Origin of the sequence: Geothrix campi (genome assembly GCF_024609265.1) — a bacterium.
GTDB lineage: Bacteria > Acidobacteriota > Holophagae > Holophagales > Holophagaceae > Geothrix > Geothrix campi.
Window position 1 is genome coordinate 671,694 of record NZ_JANHMP010000001.1, and the last position, 19,064, is coordinate 690,757.

A 19,064-nucleotide genomic window follows, 5' to 3' on the forward strand; every position below is an offset into this window, starting at 1 on the left:
TAGATGTTGTAACTCGTATTTCAAGCCTCTCCTGAAAAAAAACGGCACCGATCGATGACCTGGACGTATCTTGGGGGCATCCAAGCGGAGGACGCCGTGATCACACGGGTGCTGGTGGGTGTGGACTTCTCCGAAGCCTCGAAGCAGGCTCTGGAACGGGCTGGGACCTGGGCGACCCGCATCGGCGTGCCACTGGTCGCCATGCATGTGCTCCAGCCCCCGGCACCCATGCTGCCCGAAGCGCAGATTGCCCTGCCCGACCCCGCCTGGCTGAAGAGCATGGAGGACCACGCGCGAGAGCAGCTGGAAGCCTGGGTGAAGCCGTACGGGGGTTCCCAGGTCATCGTGAAGTGGGGCGGTCCCGCCGAGGAGCTGGTCTCCGAAGCGGACATGAAGACCCTGCTGGTGGTGGCCCAGGTGGGTCATTCCACGCTGGAGCGCCTGCTCTTCGGCAGCACCGCCGCCCGCGTGGTCCGGCTGGCACCCTGTGATGTCCTCGTCGTCCGGACCGAAAAGACGCACTAGCCTGCGAGCTGCCGGACGAGGGCTGCCATGTCGGCGGACTGGCGCTGGAGGATGGCCTCGGCGGCGCGGCGGAGCCCTTCCAGGTGTTCCGGGCTCGTGTCATCCATCTCGCTGAGACCGGCATCGAGATCCGTCTGGAAGCGCAGGTAGCGGGTAGCTCCGCCCGCGCCGGGGGACAGGAGTTGGCGCAATTGGTAGTCCACGGTGTCCGCCACGCCATCGAAGATCACATCAAGGATGGGCCGGGCCCACCCGGCCACACCCCAGCCCTTCGCGTCCTCGTAGCGATAGGGCCGGGTGTAGAGGCCCGTGCCGAGCGATACCAGCAGGAGATCATCCGCGTTCCGGGCCTCTTTGGCCAAGGTCTGCCGGGCTTCGGCGTACGCGCACATGGCCGGATTGTTGGCGAAGACGCCACCATCCACCAGCACATCACGGCCTTCGGGCCAGGGCACCAGCAGGGGTTCGAAGTAGGTGGGCGCGGCGCTGGTGGCCCGCGCCGCCACGCGCATGGGCACATCGTAGCGGTTGTCCTCCCTGGCCCGGCGGCGGCGGTAGAAGAAGGCGTCCCGCTTCTCCAGGTCGTAGGCCGTCACCAGCACTTCCACGAGCGAATCCTTCAGGCGGGATTCTCCGAAGTACTGCTCAAGCACCTCCTCGATGCCGTCACTCGGATACTTGGCCGCCCGCAGACCCATGGGGTTCGTCAGGCGCCGCCACAGGCTTTCGTCGAAGATCCGGGTCCCCTCCTTCAGGTAGAGGGCCGCAAGATCCTGCGCCGAGTAGCGGGGCCGCCCACCCTGCCCTGGCGCGGCGAGCCCCAGGGCCAGGATGCCTCCTGTGCTGGTGCCGGCGATGAGGTCGAAGCTATCGGAAACGGCGCGCCCGGTTTGCCGCTCCAGCTCCGCCAACAGCAGGGCCGGAATCAAGCCGCGGATGCCGCCACCGTCGATGGAGAGGATGCGGAAGGGTTTGGGCATCCGGCATTTTAAGCGCAGAAAAACGGGCCAGGCGGCCCGTTTTTCTGCGGTGGGAACGGCGATCAGCGGTACGCGGGGATCCCAGTCACTTCCTGGCCGATGACGAGGGTGTGCATATCGTGCGTGCCTTCGTAGGTGTAGACGCTTTCGAGGTTGGCCATGTGGCGCATGACCGGGTACTCATCGAGGATGCCGTTGGCGCCCAGGATGGTGCGGGCCTTGCGGCAGATTTCGAGGGAGACGTTCACGTTGTTCATCTTGGCCATGGAGACCTGGGCGGGCGTGTAGGTCTTGGCGTCCTTGAGACGACCCAGCTGGTGCACCAGCAGCTGCCCCTTGGTGAGCTCGGTGACCATCCAGGCCAGCTTCTCCTGTTGGAGCTGGAAGCTGGCGATGGGCTTGTCGAACTGGATGCGGCTCTTCGCGTAATCGAGCGCGCACTGGTAGCACGCGTCGGCGGCGCCGAGAGCACCCCAGGCGATGCCGTAGCGGGCCTGGGTGAGACAGCCCAGGGGGCCCTTGAGTCCCTTCACGTTGGGCAACAGGGATGTGGCCTCGTCGACGATGACATCCTCCAGCACCAGCTCGGAGGTGGTCGAGGCGCGCAGGCTCCACTTGCCCTTCATCTCGGGGGCGCTGAAGCCGGGGGTGCCCTTCTCGACCAGGAAACCGCGGATGCCGTCCTCAGTCTGGGCCCACACCACGGCCACGTCCGCCACGGTGCCGTTGGTGATCCACATCTTGGTGCCGTTGATGCGCCACTTGCCGCCGGGTTCACGCACGGCCTTGGTGAGCATGCCGCCAGGATTGGAGCCGAAGTCGGGCTCCGTGAGGCCGAAGCAGCCGATCTTCTCCCCGGTGGCCAGCTTGGGCAGCCAGTGCCGTCTCTGTTCTTCGCTGCCGTAGGTGTAAATGGGCCACATGACGAGGCTGCCCTGCACGGAGGCGAAGGAGCGCAGGCCTGAGTCGCCACGCTCGAGCTCGTACATCAGCAGGCCGTAGGCGACGTTGGACACGCCCATGCAGCCGTATTCCTCCGGCAGCGAAGGGCCGTAGAAGCCCAGCTCGCCCATCTTGGGGATGAGGTGCTTGGGAAAAGTCTGATCCTGGGCGTGTTTCTCGATGATGGGCAGCACTTCAGCGTTCACGAACTTCCGCGCTGTTTCGCGGATCATTCGTTCTTCTTCGGTGAGCAGCCCCTCGAAACCCATGTAGTCGGTGATGTGGGTGAAGGTGGCGTAGGCGCCGGCCATGGGGAACTCCTGGAATGCCCTGAAGCCTCGGGCGAGTGGTGGAACCGGCGCTGCAGCAGCGCGCCGGAGCCAGTCTACCGCCGGGTCAAGGCCAAGCCGGAGGCCTGTCCCCCACTGCGCCCCCGATTAGGTGTCAGGTCGGCTATCGACTTGACGAAGTGAAAAAATCAGGAACCCTGGGCCGGGTCCTCCAGCAGCCGCCCACCTGAAGCGTGAGGCGTCTCATGGCAGTGGCGGCAGCGGGCCTCATAGGCTTCCGCCGCGCCCACCAGCACCTGGCCGCCGGTGTGCACCATGCGCTGGGTGCGGCCCGCGAGGGCGCCGCAAACCATGCAGATGGCCTGGAGCTTGGTGACGTACTCGGCCTTGGCCAGCAGGATGGGCATGATGCCGAAGGGTTCGCCGTTGGAATCCTGGTCGAGCCCCCCCGCGATGACGCGCACCCCGCGGTTGGCGAGATCCTCGATGATGGGGATGAGTCCTTCGTCCATGAACTGGACCTCATCCAGGGCGATCACCTGGGCCTCGGGATCCAGGTGCCGGGCCAGTTCGACGCTGTCCTTCACGGGGATGGCGTCGTGCTTGCGCTGGCTGTGGCTGGCAATGGCGGAGGCATCGTAGCGGTCATCCAGGGCGGGCTTGAAGACCTGCACTTTCTGCTTGGCAATGATGGCCCGCTTGATGCGCCGGATCAGTTCCTCGGACTTGCCGGAGAACATGGGACCGCAAATCACCTCCAGGGAACCCTGGCGCTGGTGCACGAACATCGGAAATCCTTATCGCTTGGGCCGTGGCGGCGGCGGCTCAGGAGCCTTGGCCGGGGCCATGGGGTCTGGAAGGCTGGCCAGGTCGGGTACCGGGTTCTTCCCGTCCATGGGACTTCCAAGCTGCTTCGCCAGCACCACGCCGCCATCCCTCGGGGCGGCCAGGCGAAGCGCCCAATCCTGCCGCAAGCGGGTCGGCCCTTCGGGCGCCGCATGGAGATCCACCGGCTGCAGGCTGGCCAGGCCGAGGTTCATCGATCCGCGCTGGTGCGGCACGTACAGGGCCAGCGGAATCGCGAATCCCAGCACGACCAAGGGCCAGAGCAGCGGGCTGGGCTCCCAGGGTTCCGGCGTCAGGTCCGGATGACCTCCCACCCAGGGTCGGACCACCTTGACCGCGCCCTCACCCAATTTGGATTCCAGCAGACCGGCCTCCAGAAGATCGGCGATGGCCTTGCAGGTGTCCAACTCTTCGTAGCGACTGATCTGGATGATCTCTTTGGGGCTCTGGGGCTGGTCGAAGTAGGAGAGGACCATCTCCTGTTCGTGGGTAAGGCCAGAGGAACCGTGGACCTGACCCTTCCCATCCAGCACCGAGGAAACCTCCCGGTCGATGTCCAGATGCAGAGCCTGGGCCCTGGGTGATTTGCCCAGAGGCGTCTCGAGCCCTGGCAACCGGCGCTCCACCTCGGGCCATTCGTCCTGGATGCGGGCGGCTTCCATCAGCACGGTGTCGACGGGAATGGGGACGAAGTGTTCCCGGTCCAGGTCGGCCGGCAGGAAGGAATCGAACCGGTAGTCCCCTTCCACCCAACGGAAAGCGCGGTGGAGGATGGCAGTGGCCTGACTGAAAAGGGCGTCCTGGAGATCAGCGGCCGAGACCTTTCCGCTATCCAGCAGGAGGGTGCCCATACGCTTGAGCGTCTGTCTTTGGACCTGGACCATGTTCAGCAGCTCCTCGCCGGTGAGCCTGCCCAGGCGCACGAGCATGGTGCCCAGCCGGTCCTCCATGCGGACCTGGTTCGAATCACATCCGACGATCTCGCCGTTCTCAAAGAAGACTTTGACGAACTCCTGGCCCTGGGAAAGCACCAAGGTGCCGTTCTTCCCCTGGATCTTGATCATGTTGAAGAGGGAGAAGAGGTCGAAGTCCCGGAGGGATCCTTCCAGTGCCATCTCAGGCCCTCCTCAGGAACAGCTTCAGCCAGGAGCGGAGGTAGAGCAGGCCCACCAGGACTGCCCCGAGAGCCAGCCACGTGGAGGCGGGATCCGGAAGGATCTCACCGGGGTAGCGCACCGACCGGCTTGTGGCGAGGACCATCCCCACCGCCAGACAGAAGGGGAGGAACTCCATCAGGGCCTCCCGCGTCTCCCCCAGGAAGGCGAGATCGCAGCCCGGAAGCAGGACGATCAGCGTTTTGTGGATCCAGCGGGTGTCCCGCTGGTGGGCGGCCACTTCATCAAGCTTCTTCCGACGGCTTTCGGTGTGGAGCCCGTCCCTCAGAACGAAGAGGTGATGGCACTTCGAGCACACTTCAGGGTCGGGGCTATCCGTCGTGTGGTAGGGCTCACCGCAGCGGATGCACTGGCCTGGATGGGCCATCCGCAGGCTCCTCCGGACTCGCACCAGGAAGGCCGAAATTCCCAAGAGTGGCAACAGCAGGGCCACCAGGAAGGGCGGTTCGGAGAGGGGCAACCGCTCCACCTTGCGCCCTTCCGTGGCCTCGGCCAAGGCTTCCACCCGGGCCGCTGTATCTGGCAGGGGCGTGGGGTAGGTGCGTACGTCCTTCCGGGCGTCGTTCAGGGCGATGAGGCGGGCATACGCCTCGGGATCGGCTGCCTGGGCCTCGTCCTGTTTGGAGGCGCCCAGCGTGGTATCGAGCCGGTTGAAGGCGAGGATGCTCTGGTTGAGGAGCACCTCCATCCGCGATCCCGCCCGTTGTGCCTCCTGGAAAGTGCGCTCGGCCCCGGCGGCATCCCCCAGTTGGTAGCGTGCGACACCAAGATTGTTCAACACCTCGGCCTGGTTCGGATGACGTCCCACCAGATTCTGGAAGGTTTCTTCAGCATCCTTCCATTGCTGATTCTGGAGTTGCTCCCAGCCCTTGAGGAAGGACTGGTCCGTGGGAGGTAGATTCCGCAATGCGGCGGCCGGGACGGGGTGGACCCGGGGTTGAAGCTGGAGGGTCTGGATGCTGGGTTCTGGCTCGCGGCCCGCCAGGGGCTCCATCACGGCCAGAAGGGGATGGACCAGCTGAAACAGCATGATGAAGGCCGTGATCCGCACCTCGGAAGGCAGAAGGAAGGGGGCCAGCAGAATGAGCCAGAGCAGGGCTGCCACCAGAGGGTCCAGACCCAGGAGCACCGGCCCGGTCAGGATCGCGGCGCCGACCAACGCGGCCAGAGCCGGGCTGATGCCCTTGTGCTCGAACGGTTCCTCCCAGATGTGGCGGAGCACATGGCGGTAGCGCAGCCCCATGGTGAGTGCCCAGCCCCAGAGGAGCATCGTGGCGCTCAGCCGTAACATCCCCAGGTGCTGCAGGAGCCAGAGCCAGCGGTGGGCCGGCTGCTCCAGCCTCAAGCGCGTAAGCCTGAGCAGATCGGGGAAACTCCACAGCCACCCCCGCAGCCCCTCCTGCCGCATGAGCACGATGCGGCTGCCAAGCAGGCTGGGGTGGTCAGGAGCCCATCGATCCACGGCCTGGAGCGCCTCCAAGCCGAGCGTCGGCCGTCCGACCATGCCTTGTTCGCGGGCCCAGAAGGCCGCGGCCTCCACCAGTGGGGTGACATCCAACGTGGAGTAGGTGCGCCTTAGTCCCTCCACTTCGAGCTGAGCGGCCCGCACCGCCTCGGGATCGCCCTTCGATAGCGCCGCGAACAGGTGGTTGGCCCGGTGGCTGAGTGCCACAGCTGCCTCCGTCGCTGTATCCGTGGGGGCAGCGACGGATTTGGGAGCCTCTGGCGCAGGGGCTGCGTGCATGGCGCATAGCCCCACGAAACCGGCCAGAGCTGTCGTGCGCAAGGTCTGGAGGAATCCCAATGCCATCTTCCCGAGGCTCATGGTTTGGGGTCCACAGGAGTACCCGCCGCCGGCTTGAGATCCATGAGTCGCATGCGAAGGCCATACAGAAGGTCGTCGATCTGGCGCGTCTCGGCATCGTCCCGGGAGCCTTCGGTCTTCTCTTTCAGCACTCCGAGAAGATCCACGTAGAACCGCGCCACGACCGGGTTTGCAGGCGGGGTTTCCTTCATCATCGGATGAGGTACCCCAAGGGCCATAAGCGCTTGCTCCGCCAGAAGATGCATCAGAGCGGTCAAGGAGGCTTCCGGCACCGCTGGATTCATGGGCTACCTCGAACACTTTCAGGACTTGTCTGCCCGGAAGCCTACCACAGCCCGAATTTTCCTGCATCCGACGTGAAATGCCTCGCGCCAGGCAGGGACGGGAGACCGGAACGAGGCTTTTTTGACGAAAAGCACTCGGCGCCGGAGCAGCCCTGTGGAACGATGGATGGGTTTGGAGGAAGACCCATGCGACGCCTCATCTCTTCAATCCTCATCCCGGCCGCCTGCCTGTCTTTGTATGCCGATACCACAGGTCGCATCAGCGGCAGGGTGCAGTCCAAGGATGGCCAGCCCATCGTCGGAGCCAAGGTCGTCCTGAAACGCCTCGATATAGCCTGGATCAAGGAACTTGTGACCGATAAGAAAGGAAATTTCCTTCAGGTGGGGCTCGATCCCAAGGAATTCGAACTCACCGTAAGCGCCGCTGGCTTCGCGGACTCCAAGGAGATGGTCAAGATCCCTCTGGGCGATGCGTTGATGAAGAACATCACGCTCTTGACTCCAGAGCAGGCCCGCGCCGCGAACCTGGCCGCTGCGGGAACCCAGCCCGTCGTTGCCGACCCCGGCGCCGCCCTGGATGCCGAGGGCCGTGATGCTTTCAACGCCGCCATTCCGCTCTACAACGAAGGCAACTATCAGGAGGCCCTTCCGCATGTGGACAAGGCCTACAAGACCCTGACTGAGGCGCTGACCAAGCTGAAGGATGAAACAGCCAAGGCGGAGCTGGCTCCTGAACTCCTGAAGATCGAGCGGGTGCTCGGCATTTGCCTTGCGCAGGCCGGCACCAAGAAGGAGGAGGCCGAGCCCTATCTCCTGAAGGCCCTGGAGCGGAACCCGAAGGATGAACGAGTGATTGCCGGCTTGATCGCGACCAGCAAAGCCAAGTCCGATGTGGCCGCCGAACAGAAGTACACCGCCATGCTGGAGGCCATCCAGGGGCCCAATCCGGATGTGATCTACAACAAGGGCGTCGAGGCCTTCAATGCCGGCAAGACGAAGGAAGCCAAGGCCCAGCTCCTCAAGGCCCTGGAGGTCGATCCCAAATACGCCGAGGCCCACTACCTGCTGGCCATGGTCGAATTCGGCGAGAACAACCTGCGCGGCACCAAGACGCACCTCGAGAAGTACATCGAGCTCGCTCCCGCCGGGAAGAACGCCGCCACGGCCCGGGAGATGCTGAAGGATCCCTCGCTGAAGCGCATCAAGTAGGCGCTGGAACGCAATAAGAGGGCCCCGGTCGGGGCCCTCTTATTGTCGTCAGGAAAAGATCAAAGCAATTCGAGACTGATGGGGCAGTGGTCGGAGCCCAGCACCTCGGCGTGGATGCGGGCGTCCTTCACGCGATCCAGCAACGTCCGGCTGGCGAGGAAGAGGTCTATCCTCCACCCCACGTTCCGCTCCCGGGCGCCACCACGGGCAGTCCACCAGGTGTAGAGTCCCGGGACATCAGGATTCCGCTCCCGCAGCACATCCGCCAAGCCTGCTCCCAGGTAGAGCTTGAAGTCCTCCCGCTCCTCCGGAGTGAACCCTGGGTTCTTGACGTTGTCTTTGGGGCGCGCCAGATCGATCTCCTCCGGGGCCACGTTCATGTCGCCCGTGAGGATCACCTGATCCCCGGCTTTGTGATGCTTCGCCACGAGGGTGGCGAGATCCTTGGCGAACTGGCGCTTGAAGGGGAGGCGCACCAGCCCCTGGGAGGCGTTGGGGAAGTAGCCGCCGATGAAGACGAGCTTGTCCTTCCGCGAGACGATCATGCGGCCTTCGGCGTCATAGCCGTCGATGCCCAGGCCCTTGGCGTGGGTGAAACCCAGGTCCTTCTTTGATAAGGTCGCAGAGCCGGCGTAACCCTTCTTGCTCGTGGCGGGGAACCAGCAGACGTCGTAGGCACTCTCGATCTGCCGCCGCACGCCCAGATCCGTTTCCTCCCACTCACAGCGGATCTCCTGGAGGGAGAGCACGTCCGGTTCCGTCTCCTCCAGCCAGTCCATGAAGCCCTTCTTAAGGACCGACCGGAAACCGTTCACGTTCCAGCTGTAGAAGCGCATCGTTCCTCCCTCAGGACACCAGCTTCTCATAGGCGACGGAATCGAATCCAATGATCACGCCTTTGGGATGCACGAGGATGGGCCGCTTGAGCAGGTTGTTGTCCTGGACCATCAGCGCGATGGCCTCAGCCTTCGTCAGCCTGCGGTCCTTCAGGCCGAGTTCCTTGTACTTGGGGCTTTTCGTCCCCAGCATGGGCCCGGGGTCCGCGGGTAGCAGGCACTCCAGTTCAGTGGCCTCCAGCGGCTTTTTGAAGAAGTCGCGAATGTCCACCTCGATACCCAGTTCCGTCAGTTTCGCCTTGGCGCTACGGCAGGTGGTGCAGCTCGATTTCATCCATAGCACCGCCTTCACAATTCCTCTACGAACCGGTCCAGCAGGCGATCGGTCCGCCAGCGCAGCAGACCAAACAACAGGAAGGCCGACCAGCCCTTCATGCGTCCCTCCAACCGAAGATAGGCACCCTTGGGATCCGGGGCTAGGATCAGTGCCCCGGATTCCTCCGCCCCCGCAACCGTGCGGTTCCAGCGCAGCACCAGGCGGCCTTCGCCTTCTTCCGGTGGGGCCCATCCAGTCAGGGGCCGCAAGCTTTTGAAGGCCGAGGGAGCCTCATGCCGCAGCCGCCCGGCGATGTGATCGTAGGGGGCGTCCGTGAGGAACTCAGCCTCGAAGCTGAAGACGGGGTGCTTCACTTCACCAGGAATCCGGGCAGGGCATCCGCGGGCGGGGCCACCAGGTAGGGCTTGCTGGCGCTGTCGCTGGCGGCCAGCAGCATGCCGTGACTCTCGATGCCCATGAGCTTGCGGGGAGCCAGGTTCGCCACCACCACCACGAGCCGGTTGAGCAGATCCGCGGGCTCGTAGGCCTTGCCGATGCCACCCACGATGGTGCGCTGCTCCAGACCGATGTCCACCTTCATCTTGATGAGCTTGTCGCTCTTGGGCACGCGCTCTGCTTCGAGGACCTTCCCCACGCGCAGGTCGACCTTGAAGAAAGTGTCGGCATCCACGGTCTCGCGGATCTCCGGCACGTCCAGGGCAGGCTTGGTCTCGGCGGGGGCCGCGGAGGTCTCGGGTTCACTCATTTCCTTCTCCTTGTCGATGCGCTGGAACAGGGGCTTGGGTTCGCCGATGGGACCGATGGCCGGACCGTCCAGGGCGAAGCCGTGGAAGGTGGTCTCGGCCACGTTCGTCGCGTGGCCCAGGGATTCCCAGAGTGTCTGGGCCAGCTCCGGCATCACCGGCGCCACCAGGAGGGCCGTGGCGCGCAGGGCCCGATAGAGGATCGCCAACACCGCGTCCAGTTTGGGATCGTTGGCAGGGTCCTTGGCCAGCTTCCAGGGCTCGGCCTTCACGATGTAGCCGTCCAGGGTCCGCAGGTAGGTCCACAGGGTGTCCAGGGCGCCGTGGAAATTGTTCGCCCGTGCCTGCTCCAGGTACTCGGGGAACACCGCCAGCAGCTGCTGAGCCATCTCGCGGTCGAGATCGTCCAGGACGGTGGGCATGGGCACTACCCCGCCCCGGTAGCGCTGGATCATGCTGAGGGTGCGCGAGGCCAGGTTGCCCAGGCCGTTGGCCAGGTCCGCGTTGAGGCGATCCATGAAGCCCTCATAGCTGAAACCGCGGTCGTGGCCCACCTGCATGTCGCGCATGAAATAGAAGCGCAATGCGTCATTCCCGAAGCGCAACAGCGTATCCGGGCGCACGACGTTGCCCTTGCTCTTGGACATCTTGTCCTCGCCCATGAGCCACCAGCCGTGGGCCAGGATGGTGGTGGGCTGGAACATGCCCGCCGCCATGAGGAAGGCGGGCCAGTAGACCGCGTGGAAGCGCAGGATGTCCTTGCCCACGAGCTGGAGGTCCGGTGGCCAGCTGTTGGCGGGGCAGCCCGTGAGGTAGTTCAACAGGGCGTCGAACCAGACGTAGATCACGTGTTTCTCGTCCCCGGGGACAGGGATGCCCCAGCTGATGCTGGTGCGGCTGATGGAGAGATCCTGCAGGCCACCCTCCACGAAGCGCTTCACCTCGTTGAAGCGGAAATCGGGCTGCACGAACTCCGGGTGTTCCTCGTAGTACTTAAGCAGGCGGTCCTGGTAGGCGCTGAGGCGGAAGAAATAGGTTTCCTCCTCCAGCTCCACCAGCTGGTGCGCAAGGCCCTGGGCCTGCAACTCCTTGGCCTGTGTCTCCGTGACATAGGCCTCGTCGCTCACCGAATACAGGCCCTTGTAGGTGGACTTGTAGATATCGCCCTTGTCCAGCAACCGCTTGAAGAGGCGCTGCACCTGAGCCTTGTGGTCCTCATCCGTGGTGCGGATGAAGCGGAAGTGGGTCATGCCCATGGTCTTCCAGAGTTCTGTGTAGTTCGCCACCACTTCGTCCGCCAGCTGCTTGGGCGTGATGCCCCGGGCGGCCGCAGCCTTCTCCACCTTCTGGCCATGCTCGTCCGTGCCCGTGAGGAAGTACACCTCTTCGCCGCGCATGCGGTGGAACCGCGCGATCACATCCGCCAGCACCGTGGTGTAGGTGTGGCCGATGTGAGGGCGGTCGTTGACGTAGTAGATGGGCGTGGTGATGTAGAAGGGCTTGGACACGGCAACTCCGAGCCTTCCAGTCTACAGCGAGTCAGGCCCCTGGCGCTTCCAGCAGGTGGCCACGTGGTCATCCACCAGACCCAGGGACTGCAGATAGGCATACATGATCGTGGGCCCCACGAAGGTGAAGCCCCGTTTCTTGAGCGCCTTGCTCAGGGCCTCCGCCTCCGGAGAAACGGCCGGAACTTCCGCCAGGGTCCGCGGGTGGTTCACCTTCGGGGCCCCGCCCACGAAAGCCCACAGGAAGGTGTCGAAGCTCCCGAACTCCTCCTGCACCGCCAGGAAGGCCAGTGCGTTCTTCCGGGCCGAGAACACCTTCAGGCGGTTCCGTACGATGCCCGGGTCCTGGAGGGCGGCCTCCAGCTCGGCATCCGTCATCGCGGCCACCTTCACCGGATCGAACTCGTGGAAGAGCCTCCGGTAGGCCTCGCGCTTCCGGAGGATGGTGATCCAGCTGAGCCCGGCCTGGGCCCCCTCCAGCACCAGCTTCTCGAAGAGACGCCGGTCATCGTGCTGGGGAACGCCCCATTCCTGATCGTGGTAGGCCACATACAGCGGATCCGTCCCGCACCACCCGCAACGCTCGGGCATCGTCGTTCCTCCCATCGCCCTTCCCTGCGCAGAATCGGGCGGCCTTGCCGCCCGATTCTGCGCACGTGAAAAGCCAGGATCAGGCCTCAGTGACCGTCGCCTTGAGGATCCGATCGTTGGTCCTGATGGCCTGCACCACCTGGATGTCGGCATCCGAGGCGCACTGCCCGAAGACCGTGTGCACACCATCGAGGTGGGCCACGTTGCGTCGGTCGCCGTTCACCACGAAGAACTGGCTCCCGCCAGTGTCCTTGCCGGCATGGGCCATGGAGAGGGCGCCCAGCTTGTGCTGGTGGGGGTTGCCGGCCGTCTCGCACTTGATCTTCCAGCCGGGGCCACCGGTGCCGGGCATGCCCGAAGCGCCGGCCTTGGTGTTGGGGCAGCCGCCCTGGATGACGAAATCGGGGATGACCCGATGGAAGGCCAGGCCGTCATAGAAACCCGATTCGATCAGTTTCACGAAGTTCGCCACGGTGCCCGGGGCCTCCTTCGGGAACAATTCCAGATTGATATCGCCCTTGTCGGTCTGGAAACACACACGGGTCATGGTTCACCTCTCAGGTTCAATCCCCCAGAATAGAAGCCCATCCACCTGGAGTCAGCATGAACTTCTTCCGCCCTCTGGCGGCCCTCTGCCTCGGCACCCTGCTCCAGGCCCAATCCATCGACATCCAGGCGAAGGGCGGCGGTGAGGTGAAGATCGGTGCCATCGCCTACCACTTTGAACTCAAGGCCTTTTCTACCGCCCCGCCCAAAGGCGGCCTTCCGGGCGCGTTCCGGCTCCAGGGGCGTCTCGTGCCGGTCGAACCCGGCCAACCCTTCGCCCTGGACCTCACCGTGCTGAAGACCGGGAGCCTCTACATGCTCCGCATCCACCGGCAGAGTACCGGTTCTTACCCGGATAGCTGGGCCGCCACGGCGAAGACCCGCCTCCGGCCCATCTCCCTGCAGGACAGCCCAGGCGGGCGGGTGGAGGTGGAATGCCTGGGGCCACTGTCGGGCATCATCGCCCGCAAGCCTCAGACGGCGGTCTGGCAAGGCCGACTCTGGGCCACCTTCCCAGGTGAAGCGGCCCTCCCCTGAGACCTCTGGATCGCTGATCGCATATCATCAAGGTTCCGGAGGTTTCATGAAGCTTCACCCCCTCGTTCCCGCCCTGGTGCTGCTGGGATCCATTCTCTCCCTGGGTTGCCGAAAGGTTCCCCTGACTCCCAGGTCCCCCATCCAGACGGGAACCGTCGTCTTCCGTTTCACCCGCAAGGTGCACGGTCCGGTGGAATTGAGCCTCGATGGGGCCCGCATCCCGGTCCAGCAGCTCCCCAAGGGGGCGACGAGCCTGATTGTGAAGGGCCTGGCCACCGGCAAGCACCGTTTCTTCCTCACGAGCCAGCGCGAGGCCTTCAGCCCCGACCTGGGCGAGCTGGACATGGGTGCGGACAAGGGGATCTATCAGATCACGCTGATCCAGAAGCTGGATGCCGTCCTCTATGGTAAAGCCGATCCCCTGCCCACCGCCGAGGGTCTGCCGGGCGTGACCGCGGCGCTCGCCAAATAGCGATGACACTGGTGGCTCGCACCCGCCGGGCGGATCTGGTCATCGGCGGTAAGGGGACCTTGATGAGCCGCTGCCTGGCCGAAGGCCTGCCGGTGGCCTCCGCCTGCCTCGGTCGCGGCGCATGCGCCAGATGTGTGGTCACGGTCCTGGAGGGCGCTTCACACCTGACTCCACTTCGCCCACGAGAATCCCGAACGCTCAGCCGCAATGGGGCCGAACCAGGCCAGCGTCTCAGCTGCCAATGCCGACTGGCCGAACCGTACGCCACCGTCCTGATCACCACGGGCTACTGGTGAGGCCACGGACTTGGCTCGCCCTGGGCACCTTGCCCCTGCTCGCGGTCGGGGGATTCGTGGCATGGAAAGCTCGGATGGTCGCCCGGGAACTGGTGGACCCTCCCTTCTACCGCCCCCAGCCTCTGGCGCGGGTGGAAGCCACCTACCGCAACCTTGCCTCGGGCGAGGACGGGGATCCCGGCGGTGCCTGGTCTTCCGAGGAGGTGGACGGCCTGCAGCTCTGGCGTCTCCAGCGCCGGCAGCCTTCGCCTGGCGTGGTGCTGCTGCTCCATGGCTTCGGCGACGATCGCTGGGGCACCAGTCCGGCCCTGAAATGGTTTCCAAGGCTGGACGCGGCGATCTTCACCTATCGGCGGCGGGACGATGCCCTCCGAGGTGACCGGCCGGCGCCCGCAGTGACGTTTGGCGTGGCCGAGTCCAAGGACGTAGTCAGCATCGTCCATCACCTGGAAGCCTCGGGCATCCCGCGACGGAGGATCCTCCTGATGGGACGGAGCCTCGGCGCCTCCGTGGGCCTGATGGCTCTGGCGGATCTGGAACGCGAAGGTCTGGGGCCCCTGGCCGGGCTCATTTGGGAGGGCGCTCCCGCCAGTAGCCGGAGCTTCGCCGAGCGCCTGGTGCGTGGCCCTGCGGATCGCTGGTGGCATGTCCTTGCCCCTCCCATCGGTGCCCTGGCGAGCCTGGCCGCGGGCCGCATGGGGGGTTACGACCCTGCGGACACGGATCTGCTGCTGCGTACCGGGAACCTCCGCTATACGACGCCCAGCTTGTGCTTCCTCGCCACCCAGGACCGCCTCGCACCACCGGAGATCCAGCGGGCGGTGGCGAGGCGCTTCGCCACCATTCAGGTGATGGAGGTACCCACCTGGCATCTGCACTGCGCCGAGGTGCTGGGACCGGCCTATGCCGGAACCATCCAGCAAGCTGTGGATACCTGGTTCCCAGATGCGACGAGGGGCCCCGAAGGGCCCCCCGCGGCGCGCTGAGACGCGGTCAATCCTCTTCGTGGGCCGAGACGGTGGCCCGCAGCAACTTGGGCGTGATCCGGGCGACGATGGGCTCGAACACCTTGTTCACCAGCTCTTCGTCGTACTGGACCTCGGCACCCGTGCCCGCCACCTTCACGCTGGTGTCGGAAATCTTGTCCTCGTCCTTCCAGGCGCCAAGAATTTCACCCGTCTCCACCTCGATGAGTCGGATGTCCAGGCGGCCCGTGAAGGAGGCTTTCTTCACATTCACGCTGCCCGCCACGGCGCCGGCCATGCCATCGCCTGTGACCTTGCTCACCAACGCGCCGACACCCCACCCCGTTCCGAAGCCGCCCTCCTTGTAGGCGAAGCGCGTGATCTTGCCGGTCATCACGTACTTCACGCCCAGCAGCTTGCCGATCTTCTGGACGGTGGCGGTGTCCACCTCGCCGCTCTGCTGGAAGTTCAGTTCCTCGCGGATCTCGGAGAGCCGCTCGCGCTCGATGACCCGAATCTTGCCCCGGCCCTTCTCCATGATCTCCGTGGTGAAGAGGTCGCGGAGCTGGTTGGAGATGGTGCCCATCTGATTGCCCCAGCCGCCAAAGCGCCAACCATGCCAGGCATCCGGCGCGGCTTTGAATTCGAGGATGGCGATGCGTGGCAGCTTCGCCCTCTCCTCTTTGGACATCTTCTTCTGGGCAAGGGCCGGAGTCGCGACAGCGAGGACGGCCAGCAGGGCCAGGAGCAGCTTGCGGAAACGCATGGGGACTCCGTGGATGGTGGGTTGTACGGCTACTCGTCGATCAGCTTGCTGCGCAGTTCCTTACCCAGCTTGAAATAGACCACGCGCTTCGGGGGGACCTGGATGCTCTCGCCACTGCGGGGATTCCGGCCCTGGCGGGCCCGCCGATCCCGGAGGCGGAAGCTTCCGAATCCGCGAAGCTCCACGCCTTCGCCGGTCTTGAGGGACTCGATGATGCTCTCCAGGAACGTGTTCACCAGGAGATCCGCATCCTTCTTCCCGAGTTCGAGCCGCTCCATCAGGTGCCGGGAGAGGTCAGCCTTGGTGAGGGTCTCCATCGCTTCCATGGGAACTCCGAAGGGGTTGGGCGCTCAGGTGGGTTGAAGGCAGTCCTCAATAAATCCCCATCCATGCCCTGCGGTCAAGAGGGATATCTTCATCCATTTGAAAAAAAGGGGGGCAATGCCCCCCTTTGACCTGGTCTCGCGGCCGGGGGTCAATCCATGAGCCATTCCAGGAGGAACCGGGGGCCCTCCCCGCTGGCGCCGTGGGTTCGGTAGTCCCGCTCCTTCCCGGACCAGCTGCCGGCAAGGTCGATGTGGGCCCAGGAGGCACTGCCCACGAACTCCCGCAGGAAGAGGCCTGCCGTGATGGTGCCGCCCCAGCGGATCCCGGTGATGTTCTTCAGGTCCGCCAGCGGGCTCTTGAGCAGTTCGGTGTATTCCTCCACTAGAGGGAGCTGCCAGAGGTGCTCACCTGCAGAGCTCCCGGCATCCAGGAGCCGGTCCACCAGCTTCTGATCGGTGCCCATGACCGCCGAAACCCCATCCCCCATGGCGACGAGGGCCGCCCCGGTGAGGGTCGCCAGGTCCACCACGTGGTCCGCGCCCAGTTCCCCTGCGTAATGGAGCAGGTCCGCCAGCACCAGCCGGCCTTCAGCGTCGGTGTTGAGCACTTCGATGGTCTTGCCGCTGCGGCTGCGGAGCACATCGCCAGGCTTGTAGCTGGAACCGGAGGGCATGTTTTCCACCAGGCCCAGGAGGCCCGTCACCTGGACCGGGACTTCCAGCTGGGCACAGGCCGCCAGGGTGGCCAGGACGATGGCCGCGCCAGTCATGTCGTCCTTCATGGTCTCCATGCCCGACGCGTCCTTGAGGGACAGTCCGCCCGAATCGAAGCAGACGCCCTTGCCCACCAGAACCACGTGCTTTTTGGGCTTCTCCTTGGGCTTGTACTCGAGCTTCACCACCCGGGGGGAACGCACGCTGCCCTGGCCCACCGCGAGCACCGACCGGAATCCGCCCTTTTCGAGGGCCGGCACATCCAGTACCTCGCAGTGGAGCTTGTGCTGTTTCGCCAGCTTCACCGCCATTTCGGCGAACAGCTCGGGATAGAGATCGCCAGCGGGGGTGTTGGCCAGATCGCGAACGCGATGGCAGGCCGTGACCCCGGCTTCGATCACGGGCAGCTTGCGACGGGCTTTGCGCGTGTCATCGCCGTTGGTGAAGATCTCGATGGAGGTGAACTGCTTCGCCTCCTGCTTGCCCCCCTTGAAAGCCACCAGGTCGTAGTTCGCCAGCAGCGCGCCTTCGGCCACGGCGGCCTGCACCGCGTCGTGGTCCAGGGTGGACGTGGACGGCGACAGCACGCCGATCTTCTTCCACTTCTTCTTGAGGCAGAAGCGGCCGGCGGTTCCCACCGCCTTGCGGATCTTGTTGAGCGTCACCTTCTCTTCGTCGCCGAGACCGACGAGCACCATCCAGCGGCTCTCCTTGACACCATTGGGGTGATGCAACGGCACAACTTCGAGATAGTCCGCCTTGAAATCCTCTTCATCCATCACCTGGCGCGCGACCTTGCTGATGGCGAGCGGCAGACGATGGCGCTCACGCCCTGAGAATACGGGGACGATCAAGGCATCCCCGGCAAAGTCCTTACCGGTCTGAGAACTGATATCCACTGAAGGCATGGAGGTTCCTCCTGGCCCAAGAGCCTAGATCCTGCGGGAAAAAAAGAAAAGCCTGTTTTTCATCGTTATTTGTCATGGGCCATCAATTTACTAGCAACAACTTTTTCAACACTAGGCGATAGAGTTATTTCCGGGATCCAATGGGATGATACCCCCATGGATCTGACCCCCCGGCACCGCCAGCCCTTTGCCCTGCCCGGCCCGTGGCCTGCCTGCGCCCAGGCCCTTCTCAGGCGGGGCGCGGCCTGGCTCCATACGGGCGGCACGGGCGACGGGCTCCTGGGCCTGCCGGACGGCCCCATCCTGGCCTCCCGGTGGTCAGGCGAGGCCTGGACCTCCCGCCTGGACGACCGGGCCCGCCCGGGATCGCCCTGGGAGGCCCTGGAATCCGTCCTACCGGAGCATCCGGGCCCCTGGATCGGCGCCGTCACCTTCGAACTGGCCTGCGACGAGGCCGCCCTGCCCCGCCAGGCGTTGCCCCCCGGAACCCTGGGGCAGCACTGGCGGGGCCTCCGGCAGGCCCTTCACCTCCAGGGCGGCGAAGCCGAGCTGTGGTCCTGGGACATCCCCCCTGATCCGGGTCGCTGGCTGGCCCTTCTCCAGCCCGAGGTCTCCCGGGCTCCGGCCCCCCCGGCGCTCCACCCCCGCTGGACCGAGACCCACCACCGGGCGGCCGTCGAGGCCATCCGCGAGCGCATCCTGGAAGGCGGATTCTATGTCGCCAACTTGTGCGTACCCTTTGAGGCCCTGTTTCCGGATGACCTAGTGGCGCTGGCCCTTGAAACGTTCCGGCGGGCCCGTCCCCCTTTCGGTGCCTTGCTGGACCTGGGGGATCTCCGGCTCCTCTGCCTAAGCATGGAACGGCTCCTGTCGCGCCGCGGGGAACGGATCTGGTCGCAGCCCATCAAGGGCAGCGCCCCCCTCACCGGGGATCCAGAGTTGGACCGGCTCGCGGCCGAGGCTTTGGCCGCGGATCCCAAGGAGCGGGCCGAGCACACCATGATCGTCGACCTGGTGCGCAATGATCTGGGCCGCGTCGCCAGGACGGGGACTGTCACGGTGAGCCAGGCCATGACTGTGGAGCCCTACCCCACCGTCCAACACCTGGTAAGCACCGTGGAAGCCCAAGTCCGCCCGGATCTGGGTTTGGCTGAGCTGCTCCGCTCCGTACTCCCCGGCGGCAGTGTCACGGGTGCCCCCAAGCACGCGGTCTGTGCGCACCTCGCCCGGACCGAGGCCGCGCCCCGGGGGTTCTACTGCGGCGCCCTGGGCTGGATCGCCCCCAACGGCGACCTGGACTTGACACTGCCCATCCGGACCGCCCAGATCGCCGGCGAGGCCCTCACCTACTGGGCCGGTGGAGGCATCACCCGCCGCAGCGATCCCGGTCGGGAATGGGCGGAGCTGTTCCTGAAGACCCGGGCCATCAGCGGCTGAAGGGTC

General features: G+C 65.0%; 22 protein-coding genes. 7 read left to right on the forward strand and 15 right to left on the reverse strand.

Going from position 1 to position 19,064, the window contains the following annotated elements:
- Positions 1-96 precede the first annotated feature (96 nt).
- Positions 97-525, forward strand: coding sequence for a universal stress protein (locus NOV65_RS03205; RefSeq protein ID WP_257304240.1), 429 nt, complete (start codon positions 97-99; stop codon positions 523-525).
- Here NOV65_RS03205 and NOV65_RS03210 read toward each other — a convergent pair.
- From NOV65_RS03210 to NOV65_RS03235, 6 genes are all read right to left on the reverse strand, one after another.
- Positions 522-1,505: a patatin-like phospholipase family protein gene (locus tag NOV65_RS03210; protein WP_257304242.1), complete on the reverse strand. Its 984-nt coding sequence runs from the start codon at positions 1,503-1,505 to the stop codon at positions 522-524. The two genes, NOV65_RS03205 and NOV65_RS03210, sit on opposite strands and share 4 nt — an antisense overlap.
- 62 nt (positions 1,506-1,567) lie before the next feature.
- Positions 1,568-2,758, reverse strand: a complete 1,191-nt coding sequence (locus tag NOV65_RS03215; protein WP_257304244.1) for an acyl-CoA dehydrogenase family protein — start codon at positions 2,756-2,758, stop codon at positions 1,568-1,570.
- Between the two features lie 167 nt (positions 2,759-2,925).
- On the reverse strand, positions 2,926-3,525 hold the full coding sequence (locus NOV65_RS03220; RefSeq protein WP_257304246.1) for a thymidine kinase: 600 nt from the start codon (positions 3,523-3,525) through the stop codon (positions 2,926-2,928).
- A 9-nt stretch (positions 3,526-3,534) separates the two neighbouring features.
- Complete coding sequence (locus tag NOV65_RS03225; RefSeq protein ID WP_257304248.1) at positions 3,535-4,698, reverse strand: DUF4388 domain-containing protein; 1,164 nt, start codon at positions 4,696-4,698, stop codon at positions 3,535-3,537.
- 1 nt (position 4,699) lies between these two features.
- A complete protein-coding gene (locus tag NOV65_RS03230) occupies positions 4,700-6,568 on the reverse strand; it encodes a tetratricopeptide repeat protein (protein ID WP_257304250.1) in 1,869 nt (622 codons plus the stop codon).
- An 11-nt stretch (positions 6,569-6,579) separates the two neighbouring features.
- Positions 6,580-6,867 carry a DUF1844 domain-containing protein gene (locus tag NOV65_RS03235; RefSeq protein WP_257304252.1) on the reverse strand — a complete coding sequence of 96 codons (288 nt, stop codon included), beginning with the start codon at positions 6,865-6,867 and terminating at the stop codon, positions 6,580-6,582.
- Between the two features lie 186 nt (positions 6,868-7,053).
- Here NOV65_RS03235 and NOV65_RS03240 point away from each other — a divergent pair, with 186 nt between their 5' ends.
- Entirely contained in the window at positions 7,054-8,076 is a 1,023-nt protein-coding gene (locus tag NOV65_RS03240) for a carboxypeptidase regulatory-like domain-containing protein (RefSeq protein ID WP_257304254.1), read from the forward strand.
- 59 nt (positions 8,077-8,135) lie between these two features.
- On the opposite strand, the gene NOV65_RS03245 is transcribed toward NOV65_RS03240, so the two are convergent.
- From NOV65_RS03245 to NOV65_RS03270, 6 genes are all read right to left on the reverse strand, one after another.
- Positions 8,136-8,912, reverse strand: a complete 777-nt coding sequence (locus NOV65_RS03245; protein ID WP_257304256.1) for an exodeoxyribonuclease III — start codon at positions 8,910-8,912, stop codon at positions 8,136-8,138.
- A 10-nt stretch (positions 8,913-8,922) separates the two neighbouring features.
- Positions 8,923-9,246 (reverse strand): arsenate reductase family protein, encoded by a 324-nt coding sequence (locus tag NOV65_RS03250; protein WP_257304257.1) that lies wholly within the window; start codon positions 9,244-9,246, stop codon positions 8,923-8,925.
- Positions 9,247-9,260: 14 nt separating this feature from the next.
- On the reverse strand, positions 9,261-9,602 hold the full coding sequence (locus NOV65_RS03255; RefSeq protein ID WP_257304259.1) for a hypothetical protein: 342 nt from the start codon (positions 9,600-9,602) through the stop codon (positions 9,261-9,263).
- Positions 9,599-11,500 (reverse strand): methionine--tRNA ligase, encoded by a 1,902-nt coding sequence (gene metG, locus NOV65_RS03260; RefSeq protein WP_257304261.1) that lies wholly within the window; start codon positions 11,498-11,500, stop codon positions 9,599-9,601. The genes NOV65_RS03255 and metG overlap by 4 nt, the downstream gene beginning before the upstream one ends.
- Before the next feature lie 21 nt (positions 11,501-11,521).
- Complete coding sequence (locus NOV65_RS03265) at positions 11,522-12,091, reverse strand: DNA-3-methyladenine glycosylase I (protein WP_257304263.1); 570 nt, start codon at positions 12,089-12,091, stop codon at positions 11,522-11,524.
- Between the two features lie 79 nt (positions 12,092-12,170).
- A complete protein-coding gene (locus tag NOV65_RS03270; protein ID WP_257304264.1) occupies positions 12,171-12,638 on the reverse strand; it encodes a peptidylprolyl isomerase in 468 nt (155 codons plus the stop codon).
- A gap of 56 nt (positions 12,639-12,694) precedes the next feature.
- On the opposite strand from NOV65_RS03270, the gene NOV65_RS03275 reads away from it, so the two are divergent.
- From NOV65_RS03275 to NOV65_RS03290, 4 genes are read left to right on the forward strand one after another with little or no spacing between them, the layout of a single operon-like run.
- Positions 12,695-13,174, forward strand: a complete 480-nt coding sequence (locus NOV65_RS03275) for a hypothetical protein (RefSeq protein ID WP_257304266.1) — start codon at positions 12,695-12,697, stop codon at positions 13,172-13,174.
- Between the two features lie 46 nt (positions 13,175-13,220).
- A complete protein-coding gene (locus NOV65_RS03280; RefSeq protein WP_257304268.1) occupies positions 13,221-13,646 on the forward strand; it encodes a hypothetical protein in 426 nt (141 codons plus the stop codon).
- 11 nt (positions 13,647-13,657) lie between these two features.
- Positions 13,658-13,942 carry a 2Fe-2S iron-sulfur cluster-binding protein gene (locus NOV65_RS03285; protein ID WP_257304270.1) on the forward strand — a complete coding sequence of 95 codons (285 nt, stop codon included), beginning with the start codon at positions 13,658-13,660 and terminating at the stop codon, positions 13,940-13,942.
- A gap of 56 nt (positions 13,943-13,998) precedes the next feature.
- Positions 13,999-14,928: an alpha/beta hydrolase family protein gene (locus NOV65_RS03290; RefSeq protein ID WP_257304272.1), complete on the forward strand. Its 930-nt coding sequence runs from the start codon at positions 13,999-14,001 to the stop codon at positions 14,926-14,928.
- 7 nt (positions 14,929-14,935) lie between these two features.
- Here the strand turns inward: NOV65_RS03290 and NOV65_RS03295 are convergent, their stop codons facing one another.
- The 3 genes from NOV65_RS03295 to NOV65_RS03305 form a co-directional block, all read right to left on the reverse strand.
- Entirely contained in the window at positions 14,936-15,673 is a 738-nt protein-coding gene (locus tag NOV65_RS03295) for a CsgG/HfaB family protein (RefSeq protein ID WP_257304273.1), read from the reverse strand.
- Between the two features lie 29 nt (positions 15,674-15,702).
- The gene (locus NOV65_RS03300; protein ID WP_026853675.1) at positions 15,703-15,999 is read right to left on the reverse strand and encodes an HU family DNA-binding protein; all 297 of its coding nucleotides are present in this window, start codon (positions 15,997-15,999) and stop codon (positions 15,703-15,705) included.
- Positions 16,000-16,148: 149 nt separating this feature from the next.
- On the reverse strand, positions 16,149-17,621 hold the full coding sequence (locus tag NOV65_RS03305; RefSeq protein WP_257304275.1) for a leucyl aminopeptidase: 1,473 nt from the start codon (positions 17,619-17,621) through the stop codon (positions 16,149-16,151).
- Positions 17,622-17,777: 156 nt separating this feature from the next.
- Between NOV65_RS03305 and NOV65_RS03310 the strand changes: the two genes are divergently transcribed.
- The gene (locus NOV65_RS03310; RefSeq protein ID WP_257304277.1) at positions 17,778-19,058 is read left to right on the forward strand and encodes a chorismate-binding protein; all 1,281 of its coding nucleotides are present in this window, start codon (positions 17,778-17,780) and stop codon (positions 19,056-19,058) included.
- The last annotated feature ends 6 nt before the right edge of the window (positions 19,059-19,064 follow it).

What these genes read in the sequence shown, in the direction of transcription:
- NOV65_RS03220 (WP_257304246.1), bottom strand. Translation starts at nt 3,525, where the DNA reads ATGTTCGTGCACCAGCGCCAGGGTTCCCTGGAGGTGATTTGCGGTCCC.
- NOV65_RS03240 (WP_257304254.1), top strand. Translation starts at nt 7,054, where the DNA reads ATGCGACGCCTCATCTCTTCAATCCTCATCCCGGCCGCCTGCCTGTCT.
- NOV65_RS03295 (WP_257304273.1), bottom strand. Translation starts at nt 15,673, where the DNA reads ATGCGTTTCCGCAAGCTGCTCCTGGCCCTGCTGGCCGTCCTCGCTGTC.
- NOV65_RS03310 (WP_257304277.1), top strand. Translation starts at nt 17,778, where the DNA reads ATGGATCTGACCCCCCGGCACCGCCAGCCCTTTGCCCTGCCCGGCCCG.
- NOV65_RS03305 (WP_257304275.1), bottom strand. Translation starts at nt 17,621, where the DNA reads ATGCCTTCAGTGGATATCAGTTCTCAGACCGGTAAGGACTTTGCCGGG.
- NOV65_RS03210 (WP_257304242.1), bottom strand. Translation starts at nt 1,505, where the DNA reads ATGCCCAAACCCTTCCGCATCCTCTCCATCGACGGTGGCGGCATCCGC.
- NOV65_RS03300 (WP_026853675.1), bottom strand. Translation starts at nt 15,999, where the DNA reads ATGGAAGCGATGGAGACCCTCACCAAGGCTGACCTCTCCCGGCACCTG.
- NOV65_RS03225 (WP_257304248.1), bottom strand. Translation starts at nt 4,698, where the DNA reads ATGGCACTGGAAGGATCCCTCCGGGACTTCGACCTCTTCTCCCTCTTC.
- NOV65_RS03275 (WP_257304266.1), top strand. Translation starts at nt 12,695, where the DNA reads ATGAACTTCTTCCGCCCTCTGGCGGCCCTCTGCCTCGGCACCCTGCTC.
- NOV65_RS03250 (WP_257304257.1), bottom strand. Translation starts at nt 9,246, where the DNA reads ATGAAATCGAGCTGCACCACCTGCCGTAGCGCCAAGGCGAAACTGACG.
- NOV65_RS03215 (WP_257304244.1), bottom strand. Translation starts at nt 2,758, where the DNA reads ATGGCCGGCGCCTACGCCACCTTCACCCACATCACCGACTACATGGGT.
- NOV65_RS03235 (WP_257304252.1), bottom strand. Translation starts at nt 6,867, where the DNA reads ATGAATCCAGCGGTGCCGGAAGCCTCCTTGACCGCTCTGATGCATCTT.
- NOV65_RS03270 (WP_257304264.1), bottom strand. Translation starts at nt 12,638, where the DNA reads ATGACCCGTGTGTGTTTCCAGACCGACAAGGGCGATATCAATCTGGAA.
- NOV65_RS03230 (WP_257304250.1), bottom strand. Translation starts at nt 6,568, where the DNA reads ATGGCATTGGGATTCCTCCAGACCTTGCGCACGACAGCTCTGGCCGGT.
- NOV65_RS03245 (WP_257304256.1), bottom strand. Translation starts at nt 8,912, where the DNA reads ATGCGCTTCTACAGCTGGAACGTGAACGGTTTCCGGTCGGTCCTTAAG.
- NOV65_RS03265 (WP_257304263.1), bottom strand. Translation starts at nt 12,091, where the DNA reads ATGCCCGAGCGTTGCGGGTGGTGCGGGACGGATCCGCTGTATGTGGCC.
- NOV65_RS03280 (WP_257304268.1), top strand. Translation starts at nt 13,221, where the DNA reads ATGAAGCTTCACCCCCTCGTTCCCGCCCTGGTGCTGCTGGGATCCATT.